Origin of the sequence: Xenophilus sp. Marseille-Q4582 (assembly GCF_916700565.1) — a bacterium.
Lineage (GTDB): Bacteria > Pseudomonadota > Gammaproteobacteria > Burkholderiales > Burkholderiaceae_C > Xenophilus.
This window is the reverse complement of record NZ_CAKAKO010000007.1, coordinates 1-20,304: the sequence shown is the minus strand read 5'-3', so window position 1 is coordinate 20,304 and position 20,304 is coordinate 1. Positions and strand designations below refer to the sequence as shown.

The following is a 20,304-nucleotide window of genomic DNA, read 5'->3' as shown; positions in this document are numbered from 1 at the left end:
CGCGCATGAAGCGCCTGGCGCTGGCCTTGCTGGCCGGCGCCGCGCTGCTGTACGGGCTGGCCGTCTGGGGCGGCCAGGCCCATCCGCACGCCGCCTGGGGCTGGCTGGCCGCGGGCGCCGAGGCGGCGATGGTCGGCGCCATCGCCGACTGGTTCGCCGTGGTGGCGCTGTTCCGCCATCCGCTGGGCCTGCCCATTCCGCACACGGCCATCCTGCCCACGCGCAAGGCGCGGCTGGGGCGCAACCTGGCCGACTTCATCTGCGACAACTTCCTGGCCACGCCGCAGGTGCTGGCCAAGCTGCGCAGCTACGGCGCGGCGGGCCGCATCGCGCGCTGGCTGGCGCAGCCCGAGCACACGCAGCAGCTGGGCACGCACGCGGTGGCGCTGGTGCGGCTGGCGCTCAACGCCTTCGACGACACCCGCGTGCGCGACTTCGTGGCGCGCGCGGCAGGCGCCGGGCTGCAGCGCATCGACGTGGCGCCCCTGGCCGGGCAGGTGCTGGGCGCGCTCACGGCCGAGGGGCGGCACCAGGCGCTGCTCGACGAGGTGCTGCGCCAGCTGGCCGACCTGCTCGACGACGAGGCGCTGCAGGACCGGCTGACCGACGCCATCGCACGCGAAGTCAAGGCGCTGCGCTACCTGGGCCTGGACCAGGTCGCGGCCAAGCTGGCCACGCGCAAGATCGTCGCCGCCGTGGCCCACACGCTGGGCGAGACGGCGGCGCAGCCCGATCACCCGCTGCGCCAGCGCTTCGACGCCTTCACCGGCCGCTTCGTCGAGCGCCTGCAGCACGACCCGGCGTTTGTCGCGCGCGGCGAGCGCTGGCGCGACGAACTGCTCGCGCATCCGGCGCTGGCCGACTACCTGCAGGGCCTGTGGGGCCGGGTGCGCGCTTGGCTGGACGCCGACCTGGCGCGCGAGGACTCGGCCCTGCGCCAGCGCGTGGCCCTGCTGGCGGCCGAGCTGGGCCGGCGCCTGGAGGCCGACGAGGCCATGCGGCGCTGGCTCGACGAGCAGCTCCTTGCCGCCGCGCCCGCGCTCATCGACCGCTGGCGCGAGGACGGCCGCCGCTACATCGAAGAGCGCGTGGCGGCCTGGGACACCGACGCCATGGTGCGCGAGGTGGAACGCAACATCGGCCGCGACCTGCAGTTCATCCGCATCAACGGCACGCTGGTGGGCGGGCTCGTGGGACTGGCGATCCACGGGCTGACGCTGGGGCTGGCCGGCTGACGCGCGCGCCCGCCGGTGCGCAAGCGCGCGCCGCCGCGCCCCACTAGACTCGGCGCGAAGGCGCGCCCCCGCCGCGCCACGTCCGCCCCCGCCGAATCCGAGATCGCCGCCATGACCGCACCGACCCGCTCCGTCGTCCGAGGCGCCTGCCCGCACGACTGCCCCGACACTTGCGCCCTGCTCACCACCGTGGAGGACGGCCGCGCCATCAAGCTCCAGGGCAATCCCGCGCATGCGCCCACCGGCGGCGTGCTGTGCACCAAGGTGTCGCGCTACATCGAGCGGCACGACCATCCGGAACGCCTGCTGCAGCCGCAGCGCCGCGTCGGCGCCAAGGGCGAGGGGCGCTTCGAGCCCGTGTCGTGGGACGAGGCCCTGGACGACATCGCCGCGCGCCTGCGCGCGCTGGCGGCCGAGGACGCGCAGGCCATCCTGCCCTACAGCTACGCCGGCACCATGGGGCTGGTGCAGGGCGAATCCATGGACCGGCGCTTCTTCCACCGCCTGGGCGCGTCTCTGCTCGACCGGACCATCTGTTCCACGGCCGGCGGCGAAGCGATGGGCTACACCCTGGGCGGCAAGGTGGGCATGCGGCTGGAGTTCTTCGCCGAGGCCAAGCTGATCCTGATCTGGGGCAGCAACTCCATCGCCAGCAACCTGCATTTCTGGCGCCATGTGCAGACCGCCAAGCGCGCCGGCGCGCGCGTGGTGTGCATCGACCCGCGCCGCACCGAGACCGCCGACAAGTGCGACGAGCACATCGCGCTGCTGCCGGGCACCGACGGCGCGCTGGCGCTGGCGCTGATGCACGAGCTGATCGTGCACGACTGGCTGGACCCCGACTACATCGCCCGCCACACCCTGGGCTGGGAGGCGCTGCGCGAACGCGCGCTGCAGTGGCCGCCTGAGCGCGCGGCCGAGGTCTGCGGCATCCCCGCGCAGCAGATCCGCGACCTGGCGCAGGCTTACGGCACCACGAAACCGGCCGCCATCCGCCTGAACTACGGCATGCAGCGCGTGCGCGGCGGCGGCAATGCGGCGCGCGCCATCGCCTGCCTGCCGGCGCTGGTGGGCGCCTGGCGGCACCGCGCGGGTGGCGTGCTGCTCAGCAGTTCCGGCTTCTATCCCGCCGACCGTGCCGCGCTGCAGCGGCCCGATCTGCTGGCCGGCCGCCGGCCGCGCACCATCAACATGAGTCGCATCGGTGATGCGCTGACGGGCGACGCGCAGGCCCTGAGCGGCGGCCCGGCCGTGCAGGCGGTGGTGGTCTACAACAGCAACCCGGTGGCGGTGGCGCCCGAGTCGGCCAAGGTGGTGGCGGGCTTTGCGCGCGAAGACCTGTTCACCGTGGTGCTGGAGCAGTTCCAGACCGACACGGCCGACTACGCCGACTACCTGCTGCCCGCCACCATGCAGCTGGAGCACTGGGACATCCACTGCAGCTACGGCCACACCGATGTGCTGCTGAACCAGCCCGCCATCGCAGCGCCCGGCCAGACGCGCAGCAACGCCTGGGTGTTTCGCGAACTCGCGCGGTGCATGGGCTATGACGAACCCTGCTTCGCCGACGACGACGAGGCCCTGTGCCGCCAGGCCTTCGCGCCCGGCGCCATCGACTGGGCGGCGCTGGAGCGCGACGGCTTCGCGCCCGTGCCGCTGCCCGAGGCGCCCTTTGCCGAAGGCCGCTTTCCCACGCCTTCGGGCCAATGCGAGTTCTTCAGCGAACGGCTGGTCGCGCTGGGCATGGACGGCCTGCCTGACCACGTGCCCAACCACGAGCCCGCGGGCAGCAGCAGCGCCTTTCCGCTGGCCATGATCTCGCCGCCCGCGCGCAACTTCCTCAACAGCACTTTCGTCAACGTCAGGAGCCTGCGCAGCATCGAGGGCGAGCCGCTGATCGAGATCCATGCCGACGACGCCGCCGCGCGCGGCATTGCCGACGGCGCGATGGTGCGCGTGTTCAACGCGCGCGGCGAACACCGCTGCCGCGCCGAGGTCTCGCGCCGCGCGCGGCCCGGCGTGGTCAACGGCCTGGGCATCTGGTGGCGCAAGTTCAATGCCGACGGCACCAACGTCAACCAGCTCACCAGCCAGCGCCTGACCGACATCGGCCGCGGTCCGACCTTCTACGACTGCCTGGTGCAGGTGGAAGCGCTGGCCGGATGAACCGGGGCGCGTGCCGCCGGCGGCCGGCGCTGTGGGGCGCGCTGGCGCTCGCGGCGCTGGGCGCGGCCCTGCTCAGCGGCTGCGGCACGCTGGGCTACTACTGGCAGGCCGCGCACGGCCATGTGCGCCTCATGCGCGCCGCGCGGCCGGTTTCGGACTGGCTGGCCGATGCGCAGACACCCGAACGCCTGCGCGAGCGCCTGCTGCTGGCCCAGCGCATCCGCCGCTTCGCCAGCGAGCAGCTCGCGCTGCCCGACAACGCGAGCTACACCGGCTATGCCGACCTGGGCCGCGCGGCGGCCGTGTGGAACGTGGTGGCCGCGCCGCCCTATGCGCTCACGCTCAAGACCTGGTGCTTCCCGGTGGCGGGCTGCGTGGGCTACCGCGGCTACTACGACCTGCAGGCTGCGCAGGCCGAGGCGCAGGCGCAGCGCGACGCGGGGCTGGAGGCCTCGGTCTATCCGGTGCCCGCGTATTCCACGTTGGGCTGGCTCAACTGGGCCGGCGGCGATCCGCTGCTGTCCACCTTCATCGCGTACCCCGAAGGCGAGCTGGCGCGCATCGTGTTCCACGAGCTGGCGCACCAGGTGCTCTACGTGGCGGGCGACACGGGCTTCAACGAGTCCTACGCCACGGCCGTGGAACGCCTGGGCGGCGCGCAGTGGCTCCACACCCAGGCCAGCCCCGCCGCGCGTGAGGAGTACGCGGCCTTCGACGCGCGGCGGCGCCAGATGCGCATGCTGATGCTGGACACGCGCCGCCGGCTGGAGCAGGTCTACGACTCGCCCGTCGCCCGGGCTGGCGACTGGCCGGCCGTCGAGGCGGCCAAGCAGGCCGCGATGGCGGAATTCCGCGCCCGCTATGCCGCGCTGCGCGCCCAGTGGACCGGCCCGCGCCAGGGCGCTTGGGACGCCTGGGTGGCCGGCGCCAACAACGCCACCTTCGCCGCGCAGGCCGCCTATGACCAGGGCGTGCCTGCCTTCGAGGGCCTGTTCGCGCATGAAGGGCGCGACTGGCCACGCTTCCATGCGGCCGTGCGGCGCCTGGCCCGCCTGCCCACGCCCGAGGCGCGCCGCGCCGCGCTGGCCGCATTCACCCCCGATCCCGCCGCCGTGCCGGCCGCGGCGCCACCGGCGGCCGCGCCCGCGCAGGACGCACGGGACCCGAGCCTCACGAACGAGAACCGCACCGATGTCCGACATCCGCATTGAACGCCAGCACCAGCTGGGCCTGCCGCGCGCGCGCCGCGTGGCCACCGACTGGATGGCGCAGGCCCGCGAACGCTGGGGCCTGCAGTTCGACCACCGGCCGGCCGCCGATGAATCGCCCACCGCCACCGACCACATCCGCTTCAGCGGCATGGGCGCCGAAGGCACGGTGCAGGTCAGCGCCTCGCGCTTCGCCGTGCAGCTGGCGCTGGGCGGCCTGATGTCGGCGATGGCGCCCATGATCGAGGAGAAGATGAGCCGCAACCTCGACGAATTCCTGGCGCGGGAGGCGGCGGATGGCGGCTGAATCGCCGCCGGGCCGCGTCTCACGTGCCGCCGCCCTCGCAGGGCCAGGGCGCGTGGCCACTCAAGCGCTCACGACGCCTCGCAGCTGAAGTTGGCCGCGTCCTCGAGGCTGCCCGTGCCCTTGTACTTCGCGAACTTCGGGTAGGGGCACAGCGGGCGCGTGCGGTTCGGGAAGTAGGCGTTCGTGGCACTGGCGCGCGCGGCGATGGTGTCGGGCGCGATGCCCTTTTCCACCCAGTCCACCATCGCCTGCAGCGAGTCGAAGGTGTCGGTGGCCGGGCCGCCCGAGCAGTGCGCCATGCCGGGCACGAGGAAGGTGCGGGCGAAATCCTGGGTGGCCGCGATGCCGCCGTGATGGGCGGCCAGGCGTTCGTAGTACTCCACCACCTCGTCGGCCGAGAAGATCGGGTCGGCCATGCCGTGGATGAACAGCAGCTTGCCGCCGCGCGCCTGGTACGCCGTGAGCTTGTCGTCGCGGTAGGTGTCGTACACGGCCGAGAAGGCCTCCATGCGCGCGGGGTCGGTGTCGAAGTTGAAGGCCAGCGGGTCGAAGTCCGGGTCGGGCGGCGTGAAGAACTCGTTGACCAGCGCATCCACCATCAGCACGTTGTAGCGCGAGTTGGGCGTGCCGGTGGTCGAGGTGCCCAGCGTCCAGTTGCGCCAGCCGGCGTCGCGCAGGCCCGGGTCCCAGGGCTGTGTCACGTAAAGCGGCTGGCCGGCCGAGTTCTTGGGGCCGCCGAACACGTCCTTCAGCGCGCCGACCTGGGCGGGCGTGAGGCACTGGTCGTTCTTCGCCCCGCTGCACTGCAAAACGGCGGGGTCGAAGCGGCAGGCCTTGGTGTTCTGCACCAGGCCGTCGACGGCACCGTCGGCCGCGTCGCAGGCCTTGAGCACGCCGTCGGCCACCAGGTTCAGGTCGCCGTTGCTGAAGGCCTGCGACAGCACCGGCTTGCCGTCGGCGCCGGCCGGCGCGATGTCGGTCAGCTTGCGGTTGTTCCACATGGCGGCGACGGTGGCGCCGCTGGACACGCGCATGGCCGGCGCGCCGGCCGTGATGCCGTCGAAGTAGTCGGGGAAGCGCTGCGAGAACATCATGCCCTGGCGTCCGCCGCCCGAGCAGCCCGAGAAGTACGAGTAGTCGGGCTTGCGGCCGTAGCGCCAGTCGATCAGCGCCTTGGCGGCCTGCGCCGTCTTGTCATGCGCGTGGTAGGCATGGTCGATGCGCGCCTGCGGGTCGGCGCCGAAGCTGGCGCTCGTGCCTTCGTGGCCCGCGTTGGTCGACACCACTGCATAGCCCTGGCCCAGCGGCGAGGGCGTGCCGATGGAGATGCTGGACGACAGCGAGGTGTCGCGCAGCGTGCCATCGTTGCCGCCGCCGCCCAGGTACAGGAAGCGGCCGTTCCAGTCGTCCGGCAGGCTCAGCTCGAAGCCGATGGCGTAGGGCTTGCCGTCCACGCCGGTGCGCGGATCGATGCTGCCCGTGACCACGCAGTGGCTGCCCAGGAAGTCGCCGCTGGCGGCGCCGCCGGGCCGGCGCGTGCCCGCGGGCACGTAGCGGGTCTTGAGCGTGGTGCCCGCGAGGCCGGCCTGGGCGGCCAGGCTGGTGCAGCGCGCTTCGGGCGAAGGCGTGGCGGGCTCGGTGGGCAGCGCGCCCAGCAGGGGGAAGGAAGGGCCGCTTCCGCCACCGCAACCGGCCAGCAAAGCCAGCAGCAGGGCAGGAACAGGCGCGGCAGGGCGCATCATCTTCATCACGTCGTGTCTCCTCTCGCGTGGGGTCCGGTTCCCGCGCCGGCTCTGCCGAGCCTGTGGGAACCGGGCCGTAGCGTAGGAGCATGTGGCGATGCGCTCTGTCATCCCGGAAGATGACAGGCCTGCCGTTCGCCGCGCGCGGCGCGGACCGGAAAGCCGCACCATGGCGCGGTGCGCTGGCCGCCGTGGTGCCCGCGGCTCGCGCGTGCGCCGGGCCGTCGGGCGGTTCAGCCCTTCGCCGCGAGCGGCAGGTACATCGTGGCTTCCACCTCGACCAGCACTTCGTCGCCGGGCAGGAAGCGGTTGACCTCGACCACCGTGCTCACGGGGGGCGCGTCGGGGTAGAACAGGCCGCGCACGCGGTTGAAGGGCGCGTAGTCGGGGAGGCGGCGGAAGTACTGCACCAGCTTGAACACGTCGGCCATCGTGCCGCCGTGCTCGGCGGCCAGCGCGCGGATGCGCTCCAGCACGAACCAGCTCTGGGCCACGAGGGGCGCCTCGAACACGTCCACCGACATCTGGCCGGTGACAAAACCCAGGCCGCGCAACTCGGCCTGCGCCGCCTCGGGCAACTGCTCGTAGCGCGACACGGCCTGGCGCGTGGCCGGGTCTACTGCCACCACGCCGCTCATGAAGACGAAGTCGCCCACGCGCTGCGCCGCGGCGTAGCGCGCCATGGGGGCGCCCATGCTTGCGACGGCGGTCATGCGGCCGCGGCCACCGGCCAGCCGCGCAGCTTGCCCGGGTTGAGCAGGCCGAATGGGTCGAAGCGCGCCTTCATCGCCAGCACTTCTTCGGGCAGGTCGCCCCCGGCCTTGCCGTCCTCGACGATGAAGGTGTGCGGGTTGTTGATGCGCACGCCATAGGCGCGGTGCTCGTCGATGATCTGCTGCAGCCGCTCCTCGGTGGTGAAGCGCACGATCTGCAGCGCGCTGCAGTTGATCTGCCCATCCAGGTTGCGCAGGAACTCGGCATGCATGAAGACCTCGCCGGCATAGCGCTGGCTCAGCTCGGTGATCTGTTTCACGTACTCGCCGGGCGTGAAGCTGGTCTGGAGGTAGGTGAGGCTCTTGTCCACCTTCAGGGCGTGCAGCGTGGTGTGGTTCCACGTGTACTCCATCAGCGTCTTGTGGCTCCGGGTCACTTCTGCGGCGGTGCGGCGATAGCTCACCGTGCCGCCGTGGGCGGCCACCAGTTCGTTGAGCGCCTCTTCGCCCGCTTCGGACACCAGCGAGAGCACGGCGTGGCAGCCCTTGGGCAGGTAGTCGCCCAGCTGGGTCAGGTAGTCGGGCACGGGGCTGGCGAGGAAGGCGACCTCGCGCTTCTCGATGCCCGGCGCGCGCGCGAGCTGGTCGCCGAAGGCCAGGGCGGCGTCGAAGTCGGTGAACACGGCCAGCGTTTCCAGCCAGGGGCGGGCCGGCGCCAGGCCGATCTCCAGCTCCAGCACCAGGCCGTTGGTGCCCCACAGGTGGTGCAGACGCAGGGCCTCGGCGCCGCGCAGCTCGATCACCTGCGGCTCGGCCTCGATGGTCATGGCCTTGATGCCCACCACGTTGCCGGCGGCAGCCAGCGGACCGTAGTTGATGGAGCCCACGCCGCCGAAGCCGCCGCCGAACAGGCCGCCCAGCGTGGCGCTGCGGTAGGTGGAGGGCATGCAGCGCAGCTCCTGCCCTTCGGCCTGCGCGGCCTTCTCGATCTCGTTGAGGCGGATGCCGGCCTGCGCGCGCGCCAGGCCGGGGCGCAGCCACAGCAGTTCGTTGAAGCTGGTCATGTCCATCACCACGCCGCCGGCCAGCGGTGTGGTCTGGCCGTAGTTGCCGGTGCCGCTGCCGCGGACGGTAAGCGGCAGCTTCAGCCGCACGCAGGCGCTGACCAGCTGGCGGATCTGTGCTTCGGTGCGCGGGCGCACCACGGCCTCGGCCACCTTGCCTTCCAGCTGGCGCGTGAGGACCGGGCTGAACCAGGAGAAGTCCTGCGACAGCCGCTGGATGCGGTTCGGGTCGGTGATCCAGTCCAGCTCGGGCAGGCCCAGCTGCAGCTGTTCGATGGGGGAAACGGGTGCGTTCACGGTCGTTATCTCTCAGTCAAGCATGGCGCGGCGCGCCGAAGCAGGCAATCCAAGCCGGCGAGCGCAGCGAAGCCCCCAGGGCACCCGAGGAACTGGCTCTGCCAGGCCTCTGGGTGCGCCCCCCTCCCGCCGAAGGCGAGAGAGGGGGGAGCCGCGAAGCGGCCTGGGGGGTGTTACTCCATCTCACTGGCGTGCCAGGAGCCCAGGGCCGCGCGCGTGGCCCAGGCCATCAGCACGAACAGGCCCACGCCGGTGAGCGAGATCAGCAGCAGGGCCGCGAACATGCGCGGAATGTTGAGCTGGTAGCCGGCCATCAGGATCTGGTAGGCCAAGCCGGTGGCGCTGCCGCCGGTGCCGGCCACGAATTCCGCCACCACGGCGCCGATCAGCGCCAGGCCGCTGGAGATGCGCAGGCCGCCGAAGAAGTAGGGCAGCGCGCTCGGCACGCGCAGCCGCACCAGCGTCTGCAGGCGCGTGGCGCGGTTCATCTTGAAGTAGGCCTGCAGGTCGGGGTCGACGCTGCGCAGCCCCAGCGTGGTGTTGCTGATGATGGGGAATAGCGCCACCAGCGTGGCGCACAGCACCAGCGAAGCCGTCGGGTCCTTCACCCAGATGATGATCAGCGGCGCGATGGCCACGATGGGCGTGACCTGCAGCAGCACCGCGTAGGGGAAGAGCGCGGTCTCGATCAGCCGGCTCTGCACGAACACGAAGGAGATCAGCACGCCCAGCAACGTGGCGACGAGGAAGGACAGCACCGTGATCTTCAGCGTCACCAGCAGGGCCATGCCCAGCATGCCGGCGTCGGTGATCAGCGTCTGCATCATCAGGCCCGGCGAGGGCACCAGGTAGGGGGGCAGCTCCAGGCCCACCACCAGCGCCTGCCAGGCGCCGAGCAGCACCAGGCCGACCCCCACCGGCAGCAGCACGCGCTGCACGCGCGGCTGGGCCAGCAGCGGCACGCGGGCGGGTGCCACGGCCGGCGGCAGCGGGGCGACGGGCGCTGCGACCGCGGGCGTAGCGGGCATGGCGGGTGGGGCCACGGCGGCCGTGGCGGCAGACGTCGACGCCGGCGCGGGGGCCGGCGCGGCATTCCAGGTGATGCTCATGTCGCGGACTCCTCTTCGGTGTGCTGGCTGGCCGCCAGCAGGCTGCGCTGCAGGTGTTTGGCGTAGTGCTGGAATTCGCTGGAGACCATGAACTCCGCGCTGCGCGGGTAGGGCACGTCGATGTGCACCTCTTCGACGATGCGGCCGGGCCGCGCGGCCATCATGACCACGCGGCTGGACAGGAAGACCGCCTCGTGGATCGAATGGGTGACGAAGACCACGGTGAGCTTCTTCTTGCGCCAGAGTTCGAGCAGGTCGGCGTCCAGCTTGTGGCGCGTGATCTCGTCCAGCGCGCCGAAGGGCTCGTCCATGAGCAGCAGGTTGGGCTGCACGACCAGACCGCGCGCGATGGACACGCGCATCTGCATGCCGCCCGACAGGGCGCGCGGCAGCGCCTTGGCGAACTTCGACAGGCCCACCAGTTCCAGCGCCTCGGCCACGCGGGCGTCGGCCTCGGCGCGGGGCACGCCGGCCAGGTCCAGCGGCAGGCGCACGTTGGTCTGCACACTGGCCCAGGGCATGAGCGTGGGGGACTGGAAGACGAAGGCCATCTTTTTCGCCTCGGCGTCCGCGTCCAGCGCCGCCTGCACCGGCTTGCGCCACAGCAGCAGGCGCCCGTCGGAAGGCTCCAGCAGGCCGGCGACCATCTTCAACAGCGTGCTCTTGCCGCAGCCCGACGGGCCCAGCAGGGTCACGAACTCGCCTTCCTGGATCGTGAGCTGAACCGGCTGCAGGGCGACCGTCCCGTTGGGGTAGGTCTTCTGCGCCGACAGCACCTCGATGGCTGGCACGGGGGAGTGATCGCTCATGGCTGCCTCTCTTGGCGTCTGGCGGGATCGGTGCGCCCGCTCAGGGCAGGACCTTGGCGGCCTGGATGAAGCGCAGGTCGAAGGCCTGCTTCAGGTCCACCTTGGCGGCCTCGATCAGGCCGGCGGACACGGCGAAGTCGTAGTTCTGCTTCACGCGCGCCTCCTGCATGATCCCGATGCCCTGGGTGAGGGCGTCGCCGCTCGCCACGATCCCCATCTCCTTGAGCTTGGCCACGCTGTGTGCGAGCTGCTCATCGGTCATGTTGGGGTTGTCCTTCTTGATCAGCGCATTGGCCGGCGCCGGGTCGGCCAGGTAGGACTTCCAGCCCTCGGCCGTGCCCTTGACGAAGGCTTCCACGGCCTTGCTGCGCTCCTTCACCGTCTTGTCCATGCACGAGACGGTGGTCGCGTAGGAGGGGTAGCCGTTGTCGGCCAGCAGGAAGGTGTTGGCCTTCACGCCGGCCTTCTGGATGGCGAAGGGCTCGGAGGTCAGGTAGCCCTGCTGCACCACGTTCTTGTCGGCCACGAAGGGCTGGATGTTGAAGGTGTAGGGGCGGGTCTGCGCGTCGGTGAAGCCGAACTTGGTCTTGAGCCAGGCGTAGTAGCCGCGCTGGGCCGCGGGCGCGATGAGGATCGTCTTGCCCTTCATGTCGGCCAGGCTCTTCACGTCCTCGTGCGCGATCAGCACCTGCGGGTCCTTCTGGAACATCGCGGCCACGGTGACCACCGGCAGGCCGCCGCTGCGCGCGATCATCATCTGCAGGTCGCTGGAGCCCATGATGCAGTCGGCCTGGCCGGCCGCCATGATCTGCAGGATGTTGACCTGCGGGCCGCCCATCTTGACGGTCACGTCCAGGCCGTACTTCTTGTAGATGCCGGTGGCCACGGCCTGGTAGAAGCCGCCGTGCTCGGCCTGCGCGTACCAGTTGGTCATGTAGGTGAACTTCTCCTGCGCGTGGGCGCCGCCGGCGGCAAGGCCCAGGACGGAGACACCCAGTGCCAGGGCGGCACGGGAAGCGAGGCGGGTGAGGCGAGTGTTCAAGGCAGGGCTCCTGGAGAGGTCAGACAAATCAGTGCAGGGAGAGGAAAAAGGGGGGGGGACGGCGGCTCAGGGTGGGCGCTAGCAAGAGGCAGACCGCGCCGTCCTGGGGCATGCAGGGTGGGAGCGGGCGGGCGCGGCTTCAGCGCACCGACTCGATGTGGCCCGTGTACTGACCGCGCTCCCAGGTCGCTTCCTCGCGCACCAGCCAGCGCAGCTGGTACAGCTCGGTCAGCGCCTGCGCCCAGCTGTCGCTCAGCGTGTCCAGGATGGCCAGGCCCTGTTCGCGCGTGGCCGAGGTCGGGTCGCCGATCACGCCCGAGGGGCCGAAGTCGCGCGCCGTCCAGGCGCAGGCCGGGCGGCCATCGGGCGACAGCAGCGGGATGGGGAAGGGCGGCGGGAAGTTGGCGGCAGCGCGGTCCATGCGCACCGTTTCGGGCGCCAGGGCCAGCATCAGCGCGGTTTCGGAGTGGCCCGCGTGCATGGCCAGCTTCTTCTCCTGCTCGCTCACCTGCTTGCTGGCGGCACTGGGCAGGCGCGACACGCCGTGCGGCACCACCACGAAGTCGCCGTGGCGCAGGCGCAGCTCGCGTGCCGCCATCTCCAGCACCTGCGGCTGGCCGCCGTGGCCGTTGGCGAACAGCAGCTTGCGAAAGCCCGAGCGGTAGACCGATTCGCCGATCTCGATCACGGTGGACAGCAGCGTGGTGCCGGTCAGCGTCAGGGTGCCGGGGAAGTGCAGATGCTCCTCGGACTTGCCGTAGGTGATGGGCGGCAGCGCGAAGGCGCGCACGTCGGCCGGCAGCTTGCGCAGGGCTTCGCCCATCACGCCGGAGGCGATCACGCTGTCCACCGAGCAGGGCAGGTGCGGGCCGTGCTGCTCGATGGCGCCGCAGGGCAGCACGATCACCGTGTTCTCGCGGTCGGGCAGCGCGTCGATCTCGGTCCAGCTCAGGTAGGGCAGGAAGCGGTGGGGCGGGATGTAGCCGTGGAGCATGGGAATGTCTCGCTGGGTTCAGGAAAGGACGAAGGAGGAGGCCGGCGCGGGCGCCGCGTGGGCCGCATGGGCCGCATGGGCCGCGGACGGCAGCCAGCCCGCAGGCGGCTGGCCGTGCGCCAGGCGGCCGTCGCGCAGCACCACGCGGCGCGCGGCGCGCGACGGGAAGCCGTGCATGTCGGCGTCGGCGAACAGCACCAGGTCGGCCGGGGCGCCGATCAGCGAAGGCGCCTGCACGGCGGCGGGCGCGCGCTCCAGCCAGTCGGCGCGGCACAGCGCTTCGGACCAGGTGTCGAAGGGATCGGGCAGCTGGCCCACCAGCGCGCCGATGGCCAGCGCCTCGACGGGGTCGTAGCTGCCCAGGCGGCAGAACGGGTCCTGCACGTTGTCGCTGGCCAGCAGCCGCGGGATGCCGCGCTCGCGTGCCTCCTTCACCAGCGTCAGGCCGCGCTGGCGCGGCGTGCGGCCGGTGACGGCGTCCTGCAGCAGCAGGTTGGTGGCGGGCAGCGACACCAGCGTGATCGGCGCGCGCGCCACGGCGTCCAGCGTTCGCAGCGCGGTGGCCTCGTCCTGCGCGGCCAGCGCGCACACATGGCCGCAGACCACGCGGCCGGTGAAGCCGATCTCGCGCGTGAGGCGGGCAAGTGTCGCCAGGCCATGGGCCGAGGGCTCCAGCTCCTCGTCCACGTGCAGGTCCACATCCAGGTCGTGGCGTTGCGCGGCCCGCAGCAGGTGGCGCAGCCCGGTCTCGTTCCAGTGCGCGGTGTGGACGAAGCCGCCCAGCAGCGCGTCGGGCCCGCTGGCGGCCACCGTGCGCGCGAGCCGGTCGGCCTGCGCGGCGTCTTCGTAGAAGGCCAGGCGCATCAGGCTCACGCGCTCCAGCCGCACGCGGCCGCGCCAGGCCTGCGCCAGTTCGCGCAGCACGGGCCAGGCCACGGGCACCCGGTCGGGCTCCCACCAGTCCACATGGGTGCGCAGGCGCGTGCTGCCGGCTTCCCAGGCCCAGTGCAGGGCGCGTTCGGCGCGCTGGCGCACGTCCTCGGCGGTCCAGCCAGCGCGGTCGGTCATCATGGCCTCGATGGCGCCGAGCAGGCCGGGTTCGACGTGCGGGATGCGCGGCAGCGTGAAGGTCTTGTCCAGGTGCACGTGCGCGTCGACGAAGCCGGGCAGGGCCAGCGCGCCGTGCAGGTTCCAGCCGCTGTGGGCGGGCTGTGCCTGCGCGGCGGGCGTCAGCGCAGTGATGCGGCCTTGCGAGAGGCCCAGTTGCGCCGGCGCCGGGTGACCCTGGATCTGTGGCCAGTCGCTGGGCAACAGCCAGCGCGGCAGGCGCACCTGTTGCAGATGTGCGGGCATGGGCGTTTGCATGGCCTGTGGTCCGCTCAAGCCAGCCGGGCCATGGCCTGGCCCACGCGCGCCTTGAAGCGCGACAGCTGCTCGCGCGTGGCCACGTTCATGTGGTAGTGGGCGTGGTAGTCCACGCGGGCCTGCGCGGCCGTCAGCCGCTTCATGTAGCGCGTGATGATCTTGCGCGGCGGATCGCCCATGTACCAGGCCATCCAGCGCGGGCGGCCGTAGGTCACGACGGCGCTGATGCGCTGGATGTTCGTGAGCATGGGCCTGACGTTGGCCGGGTCGCTGATGTCGAAGGCCACGCCCGGCATCAGGATGCGGTCGAACCAGCCCTTGAGCATGGCCGGCAGGCCGAAGCACCAGGTCGGGAAGCAGAACACGATGGCCTCGGCGCGGTGCAGGCGGTCGATGTAGCTTTGCAGCGGGGCGCGGTTGGCGGGCACGTCGTGGTAACCCAGGCGCTCTTCGCGCGACATCACGGGGTTGAAGCCCTCGGCGTAGAGGTCGCAGTCGTCCACCTCGTGGCCGGCGGCGCGCAGGCTGTCCAGCACCTGCTGGTGCAGGGCGGCGGCAAAGCTGGTTTCGACCGGGTGGCAGTAGATGACGAGCACTCGCATGGGGCTTGACCAGTTAATCAGAGCAACTGGTCAGAGTTCACGCAAGTCACGTGCCAGGGTTGGCGGGGGTGCGCACGGGCGCGCATGCGCCGCTGTGGTGCGCGGCGGCCCGGATCAGGGAATGGAGCGCGCGGGCACGGCAGGCCCAGGCCGGCGCCGGCTCAGCCTCTCAGCGGCGGATGGCGCAGCCCGCGAGCACGAAGTCGACCAGCTCGCGCGCCACGGCCTCGCGCTCGAGCGCGGCGCCCTCGCCGCGCCGGGCCATCGCGCGCGCCTGCAGTGCGTAATCGGCGTGGTACTGGGTCATGGCCCAGATGTGCTGCAGCAGCAGCATGGCGTCCAGCGGGCGCATCCGGCCGCGGGCGATCCAGCCGTTGATGATGTCGATCTTCTTCTGCGTCCACTGGCGCGACAGCGGCCAGAAGCGCTCCAGGTTGCGCCCGCCGTCCAGCACTTCGCGCGTGAAGATGCGCGACATCTCAGGGTGGTCGAAGGCGTGGTCCAGCTTCTGGCGGACATAGGCCTCCAGCACGCGCGCCGGGTCGTCGCTGCGCTCGTCGAACGCGAACACCACCTTCCAGTCGTGCAGCACCTGCATCAGCAGCTCGTTGTAGAGCTCTTCCTTGCCGGTGATGTAGTAGTGCAGCTGTGGCTTGGTGAGGCCGGCGCGGTCGGCGATGGCCTGGGTGGACGTGCCCTTGAGCCCGTTCTGGCTGAACTCCGTGATGGCTGCCGCGCGGATGTCCGCCAGGATGCGCTCGCGCCCCTGGCGCACGCGCGACGAGCTGCGCCGGGCCGAGAGCGCGCGCGCCGGCGCATGGGCCAGGAAGGTGTCGGGCGTGTCGGAAGCGGTGGTCATGGGGGCAACAGGGGGCTGAATATAAGCGCCGCGGGCCGCCGCGCCGGCGTCAATGCCCGGCACGCATCAGCTGCGCCCGCATCGCCTGCAGCGACTTGCGCACCCGCGCCACCTCGGCGGGGGAGCACACCGACAGCACGTCCTGCGTCAGCGCCTCCACGGCCGCTTCGGCTTCGGCATGGGCTTTCTTGCCACGCGGCGCGATGCGCACCAGCACGGCGCGCCCGTCGTGCGCGGCGCCGGTGCGCTCGACCCAGCCGCGTTCTTCCATGCCGTGCAGGATGCGTGTGAGCCGGGTGCGTTCGTAGGCGGTCCACTGCGCCAGCTCCTGCATGGTCTGCGGCCCTTTGCGCACCAGCGTGCCCAGCGTGCGCCACTCGGTGTTGAGCATGCCCAGTGGGCGCAGCGCGTCGTTGATGGCGCGGTCGCGCCGGTACACCACCTGGGTGCAGAGAAAGAAGAGGTGGTCTTCGAGTTCCATCAGCGTGCGCCTTCCTTTCGCGGCACCTCACGCACATTGCGGGCCGCGCCTGGAGATGTGTGCATTTTCACGCATAGGCATGCTCCTTGCACCGCTTGAAGAGACGACGTGACAAGCCCAGGGTCCGCGTCCACCGTGGTGCATGCACCGCGTGGGCCGCGGCTCTCGCCCCGCAGCGACGGCGCCATTCCTTTGTTCAAACCATGAGAAAGAGAACCCAGGCATGAACGACACCGCTGCCTTCCTTGCCGCGCTGGGCGACGTCCCCGCCATTTCAGACCCCGACATCGTGCGCCGCAAGAGCCGCGACATGACAGCCAACTTCAGCCCCGTGATGAAGGACGACGCGCTGGCGCATGTGGCCGACGTCATCGTGCAGCCACGCCACAAGGCCGACGTGCTGCGCGTGGCCGCCGCCGCGGCGCGCACGCGCATGCCGCTGGTGATGCGCGGCGCCGGCACCTGCAACTTCGGCCAGGGCATTCCGCTGGCCGGCGGCGCGATGGTCGACATGACCGCGCTGTCGCGCGTGCTGTGGCAGGAGCCCGGCCGCCTGCGCGCCGAAGCCGGCGCGCGCCTGTCCCACATCGACGAGGCCACGCGGCCGCTGGGTTGGGAGCTGCGCATCCATTCGTCCACCAAGAAGGTCGCCACGCTGGGCGGCTTCGTCGGCGGCGGCCACGCGGGCGTGGGCAGTTGTGAATGGGGCATCCTGCGCGACCGCGGCAACATCCTGGGCCTGGAAGTGGTGAGCGTGGAAGCCGAGCCGCGCGTGGTGCAACTGCGCGGTGACGACGTAAACCTCGCGCATCACGCCTACGGCAGCAACGGCATCATCACCGAGGTCGAGATGCCGCTGGCGCCGGCCTGGCCCTGGCGCGAGGCCGTGGTCGTGTTCCCGGAGTTCATGACTTCGGTGCGCTTCGCGCATGCGCTGGCCACCAGCGACGGCGTCCCGAAGAAGCTGGTCAGCGTCATCGGCGGCCCCATCTGGCGCATGATGCGCGTGCTGCGGCCTTACGGCCGCGACGACTGCGAAGGCATGGTGCTGGCGATGGTCGCGGCGCCCTTCATGGAGGCCTTCCAGGCGCTGGTGCAAGAGTTCGGCGGACTCGTCACCAGCGAGGCGCCGGAAGGCGAGGCGCCCTACCGCATCCCGCTCTACGAGATGAGCTGGGGCCACACGCGCATGCATGTGAACCGCGAGCATCCCGAGGTGGTGAGCAACGTGGGCCTGTACCTGGACCCGGACCTGGTGGGCGCCATTGGCCGCAGCCACCAGCGCTTCTCGCACCTGCTGGGCATGCACTTCGAGGCCAAGCGCTTCGACGGCAAGCTCAGCTTCCAGGGCTCGCCCTTCTTCCGCTACGAAGGCGAGGCACATCTGGCCGAGGTGATGCGCGGCATGGCCGAGGACGGCGCCATGGTCGCCAACAACCACACCTTCCTGGTCAAGGAAGGCGGCATGAAGTCGCTGGGCGGCGCCGACGCCGCCTTCAAGCAGGCGATGGACCCGCTGGGCCTGATGAACCCCGGCAAGCTGCGCTTCGACGCCGGCGCCGCCCAGCAGAGCACGGGCGGTGCGCTGCCCAGTGCGGGCTGGCGCTTTCGCGGCGGGGCCGATGCGCAGGAGCCCGCCGTGGCGCCCGCCGCCGTGGCCGAGCAAGCAGAGGCCAGCGCGGCCTGATCCCCGATCCGCCACTCCGAGGACCCACCATGAACGCCCGCATGCCCCCTGCCTCTCTTTCACAGGCGCCCATCGGCCTGAGCCGCCGCCGCACGCTGGCCGCCCTGGGCGGTGCCGCGCTGGTGTCGCACCTGCCGGCCTTCCTGCCGCGCGCCACCGCGCAGGGCCTCACCAAGATCAGCTACCAGACCGGCTGGCTGGCCCAGGCCGAGCACGGCGGCCTGTACCACGCGCAGGCCACCGGCATCTACAAGGAACACGGGCTGGACGTCGAGATCCGGCCCGGCGGCCCGCAGGTCAACGTGATGCAGCTGTTCATGGCCGGCACCTGCGACTTTGCCGACGCCGACAGCTTCCGCACCTTCGCCTTTGCGCAGGACAAACTCCCCGCCGTGGCCATCGCGGCCTTCTTCCAGAAGGACCCGCGCGTGCTGATGTCGCACCCGGGCACCGGCAATGACACGCTGGCCGCCCTGAAGGGCAAGCCCATCCTGGTCGCCACCACGGGCCGCCAGACCTACTGGCTGTGGCTGAAGGCGAAGTTCGGCCTGACCGAGGATCAGTTGCGTCCCTATGCCTTCAGCCTGGCGCCCTGGCTGGTGGACAGGCAGGCCACCGTCCAGGGCTACCTGACCAGCGAGCCCTTCAATGCGCGCAAGTCGGGCGTGGAGCCGGTCATCCACTTGCTGGCCGATCAAGGCTTCGACAACTACGCCAACGTCACCATCGCCGTGCCGAAGATGGTGAAGGAGCAGCCCGAACTGGTGCAGCGCTTCGTCACCGCCACCGCCAAAGGCTGGGCCGGCTACCTGAACGGTGATGCGTCGGCCGCCAACGCGATGATCCAGAAGAGCAACCCGCAGATGGGCGCCGACACCATCGCCTATGCCATCGGCGCCATGAAGCAATACGGCCTGGTCGAAACCGCCGACACGCGGGTCAAGGGCATCGGCACCATGAGCGAAGCACGCTGGAAGAGTTTCTACGACGCCATGGTCGCGGCCGGCGCGCAGAAGCCGGGCGTGGACATTCAAACCGCCTACACGCTGCAATTCGTGGCCGGAAAGAAGAACGCATGACGCACGGCTTCTTCACCCCGCCGCCGGGCGACAGTCATGTGCTGCGCCACGTGCGCGCCCCGCGCTGCCTGATCGAGGACCCCGGTGCGGGGCGCCTGCGCCCGGCCGGCGACGGCGACCTGGTGGCGCTGGACCTCGCCATCGAAGCCGGGCGCATTGCCGCCATCGCGCCCGCAGGCGCGACGGACGCAGCCCGTGGCCCGGACCTGGATGCCTCGCTGGTGCTGCCCGGCTTTCTAGACCTGCACACCCATCTGGACAAGGGTCACATCTGGCCGCGCCAGCCCAACGCCACGGGCGACGGTGCGGGTGCGTCCCAAGCCACGGCGCAGGACCGCACGAAGAACTGGCATGCCGAAGACGTGCGCCGGCGCATGGACTTCGCGCTGCGCACCGCCTATGCCAAGGGCGTGGTGGCGATCCGCACGCACCTGGACTCGCAGGCGCCGCAAGCCGAGATCTCCTTCCCGGTCTTTCGCGCGATGCGCGAAGCCTGGGCCGGCCGCATCGACCTGCAGGTGTCGTCCATCGCGCCGGTGGACGTGTTCCTGACCGAGGAGGGTGTGCGTCTGGCCGACATCGTGGCAGAGAGCGGCGGCAACCTGGGCTGCGTCACGCGCTCGATGCGCCACCCGGCCGAGCCCACGCCACCGGAGATCGACGAAAGCATCACGCGCCTGTTCCAGCTCGCGACCGAGCGCGGGCTGAACGTGGACCTGCATGTGGACGAATCCACCGACCCGCGCGCCCGTTCGCTGATCCGCGTGGCCCGCGCGGCGGTGGCCGTGGGTTTCAAGGGCCGCATCCTGTGCGGCCACTGCACCTCGCTGGCGCTGCAGACCGACGCATTCATCGCCGAGACCCTTGCCGCCTGCCGGGACGCCGGCATCGCCATCGTGAGCCTGCCCACCGTCAACATGTACCTGCAGGACCGCAGCGTGGACGCCGTGCGCACCCCGCGCTGGCGCGGTGTGACGGTGCTGCACGAACTGAAGGCCGCCGGCATTCCCGTGGCCGTGGCGGGCGACAACTGCCGCGACCCCTTCTACGCGTACGGCGACCACGACATGCTGGACACCTACACCCAGGCGGTGAAGATCCTGCACCTGGACCACCCCTTCGGCGACTGGATCCGCGCCGCCAGCGCCACGCCCGCGGCCATCATGGGCCTGAGCCAACGCGGCGTGCTGAAAGTGGGTGCCCCGGCCGACCTGATGGTGCTGCGCGCGCGCAGCTATTCCGAGATGCTGGCGCGCCACCAGTTCGACCGTACCGTGCTGCGCGGCGGGCGGGCCATCGACACCACGCTGCCGGACTATCGGGAGCTGGATGATCTGGTGATGAGGCGGTTGGCTGATCGCTGATGCATAAAGAACGTTCACTGCTGATGCGGTGAACGTTATTGCAGTGGGCGTGTGTTCTGAGTAACCGTCTTTGAAGTCAAGCGCCGAGAAGCGATTTATCCCAATGTTTGCCGGTTCGGGCCATGGCGTTGAGCGTGGTCAACAGCTTGCGCATGCAGGCGACCAGGGCGACCTTGGGCAG

Annotated in this window: 18 protein-coding genes and 1 pseudogene; 7 read left to right on the top strand and 12 right to left on the bottom strand. The window is 71.0% G+C overall.

Annotated features, from left to right (window positions below; all coding sequences use genetic code 11):
* Window positions 1–5 precede the first annotated feature (5 nt).
* From LG388_RS24570 to LG388_RS24555, 4 genes are all read left to right on the top strand, one after another.
* On the top strand, window positions 6–1,235 hold the full coding sequence (locus LG388_RS24570) for a DUF445 domain-containing protein (RefSeq protein ID WP_225785214.1): 1,230 nt from the start codon (window positions 6–8) through the stop codon (window positions 1,233–1,235).
* 111 nt (window positions 1,236–1,346) lie between these two features.
* Window positions 1,347–3,401: a molybdopterin-dependent oxidoreductase gene (locus tag LG388_RS24565; protein WP_225785213.1), complete on the top strand. Its 2,055-nt coding sequence runs from the start codon at window positions 1,347–1,349 to the stop codon at window positions 3,399–3,401.
* Window positions 3,398–4,612, top strand: coding sequence for an aminopeptidase (locus tag LG388_RS24560; protein WP_225785212.1), 1,215 nt, complete (start codon window positions 3,398–3,400; stop codon window positions 4,610–4,612). The genes LG388_RS24565 and LG388_RS24560 overlap by 4 nt, the downstream gene beginning before the upstream one ends.
* On the top strand, window positions 4,593–4,916 hold the full coding sequence (locus LG388_RS24555; protein ID WP_225785211.1) for a polyhydroxyalkanoic acid system family protein: 324 nt from the start codon (window positions 4,593–4,595) through the stop codon (window positions 4,914–4,916). Before LG388_RS24560 ends, LG388_RS24555 begins: the two co-directional genes overlap by 20 nt.
* 68 nt (window positions 4,917–4,984) lie before the next feature.
* Here LG388_RS24555 and LG388_RS24550 read toward each other — a convergent pair whose 3' ends face one another.
* The 11 genes from LG388_RS24550 to LG388_RS24500 form a co-directional block, all read right to left on the bottom strand.
* On the bottom strand, window positions 4,985–6,664 hold the full coding sequence (locus tag LG388_RS24550; RefSeq protein ID WP_225785319.1) for a DUF6351 family protein: 1,680 nt from the start codon (window positions 6,662–6,664) through the stop codon (window positions 4,985–4,987).
* A gap of 227 nt (window positions 6,665–6,891) precedes the next feature.
* Window positions 6,892–7,371: a RidA family protein gene (locus tag LG388_RS24545; RefSeq protein ID WP_225785210.1), complete on the bottom strand. Its 480-nt coding sequence runs from the start codon at window positions 7,369–7,371 to the stop codon at window positions 6,892–6,894.
* A complete protein-coding gene (locus LG388_RS24540; RefSeq protein WP_225785209.1) occupies window positions 7,368–8,732 on the bottom strand; it encodes an FAD-binding oxidoreductase in 1,365 nt (454 codons plus the stop codon). The genes LG388_RS24545 and LG388_RS24540 overlap by 4 nt, the downstream gene beginning before the upstream one ends.
* 173 nt (window positions 8,733–8,905) lie before the next feature.
* Complete coding sequence (locus LG388_RS24535) at window positions 8,906–9,841, bottom strand: ABC transporter permease (protein ID WP_225785208.1); 936 nt, start codon at window positions 9,839–9,841, stop codon at window positions 8,906–8,908.
* Window positions 9,838–10,650 (bottom strand): ABC transporter ATP-binding protein, encoded by an 813-nt coding sequence (locus LG388_RS24530; RefSeq protein ID WP_225785207.1) that lies wholly within the window; start codon window positions 10,648–10,650, stop codon window positions 9,838–9,840. Before LG388_RS24530 ends, LG388_RS24535 begins: the two co-directional genes overlap by 4 nt.
* A gap of 40 nt (window positions 10,651–10,690) precedes the next feature.
* Window positions 10,691–11,692 (bottom strand): ABC transporter substrate-binding protein, encoded by a 1,002-nt coding sequence (locus LG388_RS24525; protein WP_370630237.1) that lies wholly within the window; start codon window positions 11,690–11,692, stop codon window positions 10,691–10,693.
* Window positions 11,693–11,831: 139 nt separating this feature from the next.
* Entirely contained in the window at window positions 11,832–12,686 is an 855-nt protein-coding gene (locus LG388_RS24520) for a creatininase family protein (RefSeq protein WP_225785206.1), read from the bottom strand.
* Window positions 12,687–12,704: 18 nt separating this feature from the next.
* Window positions 12,705–14,039, bottom strand: a complete 1,335-nt coding sequence (locus LG388_RS24515) for an amidohydrolase family protein (RefSeq protein WP_225785205.1) — start codon at window positions 14,037–14,039, stop codon at window positions 12,705–12,707.
* Window positions 14,040–14,065: 26 nt separating this feature from the next.
* A complete protein-coding gene (locus LG388_RS24510) occupies window positions 14,066–14,653 on the bottom strand; it encodes an NAD(P)H-dependent oxidoreductase (protein WP_225785204.1) in 588 nt (195 codons plus the stop codon).
* A gap of 169 nt (window positions 14,654–14,822) precedes the next feature.
* A complete protein-coding gene (locus tag LG388_RS24505) occupies window positions 14,823–15,512 on the bottom strand; it encodes a TetR family transcriptional regulator C-terminal domain-containing protein (protein ID WP_225785203.1) in 690 nt (229 codons plus the stop codon).
* A gap of 49 nt (window positions 15,513–15,561) precedes the next feature.
* Window positions 15,562–15,993, bottom strand: a complete 432-nt coding sequence (locus LG388_RS24500) for a MarR family winged helix-turn-helix transcriptional regulator (protein ID WP_225785202.1) — start codon at window positions 15,991–15,993, stop codon at window positions 15,562–15,564.
* 223 nt (window positions 15,994–16,216) lie between these two features.
* Between LG388_RS24500 and LG388_RS24495 the strand changes: the two genes are divergently transcribed.
* Genes LG388_RS24495 through LG388_RS24485 form a run of 3 tightly spaced genes read left to right on the top strand, consistent with a single transcriptional unit; the run spans window position 16,217 to window position 20,123 of the window.
* Window positions 16,217–17,680 carry an FAD-binding oxidoreductase gene (locus tag LG388_RS24495; protein ID WP_225785201.1) on the top strand — a complete coding sequence of 488 codons (1,464 nt, stop codon included), beginning with the start codon at window positions 16,217–16,219 and terminating at the stop codon, window positions 17,678–17,680.
* Window positions 17,681–17,709: 29 nt separating this feature from the next.
* Window positions 17,710–18,759 carry an ABC transporter substrate-binding protein gene (locus LG388_RS24490; protein ID WP_225785200.1) on the top strand — a complete coding sequence of 350 codons (1,050 nt, stop codon included), beginning with the start codon at window positions 17,710–17,712 and terminating at the stop codon, window positions 18,757–18,759.
* Window positions 18,756–20,123 (top strand): cytosine deaminase, encoded by a 1,368-nt coding sequence (locus LG388_RS24485; RefSeq protein ID WP_225785199.1) that lies wholly within the window; start codon window positions 18,756–18,758, stop codon window positions 20,121–20,123. The genes LG388_RS24490 and LG388_RS24485 overlap by 4 nt, the downstream gene beginning before the upstream one ends.
* Before the next feature lie 76 nt (window positions 20,124–20,199).
* On the opposite strand, the pseudogene LG388_RS24480 reads toward LG388_RS24485, so the two are convergent.
* Window positions 20,200–20,304: pseudogene (locus tag LG388_RS24480) on the bottom strand (IS110 family transposase); the annotation flags it as partial.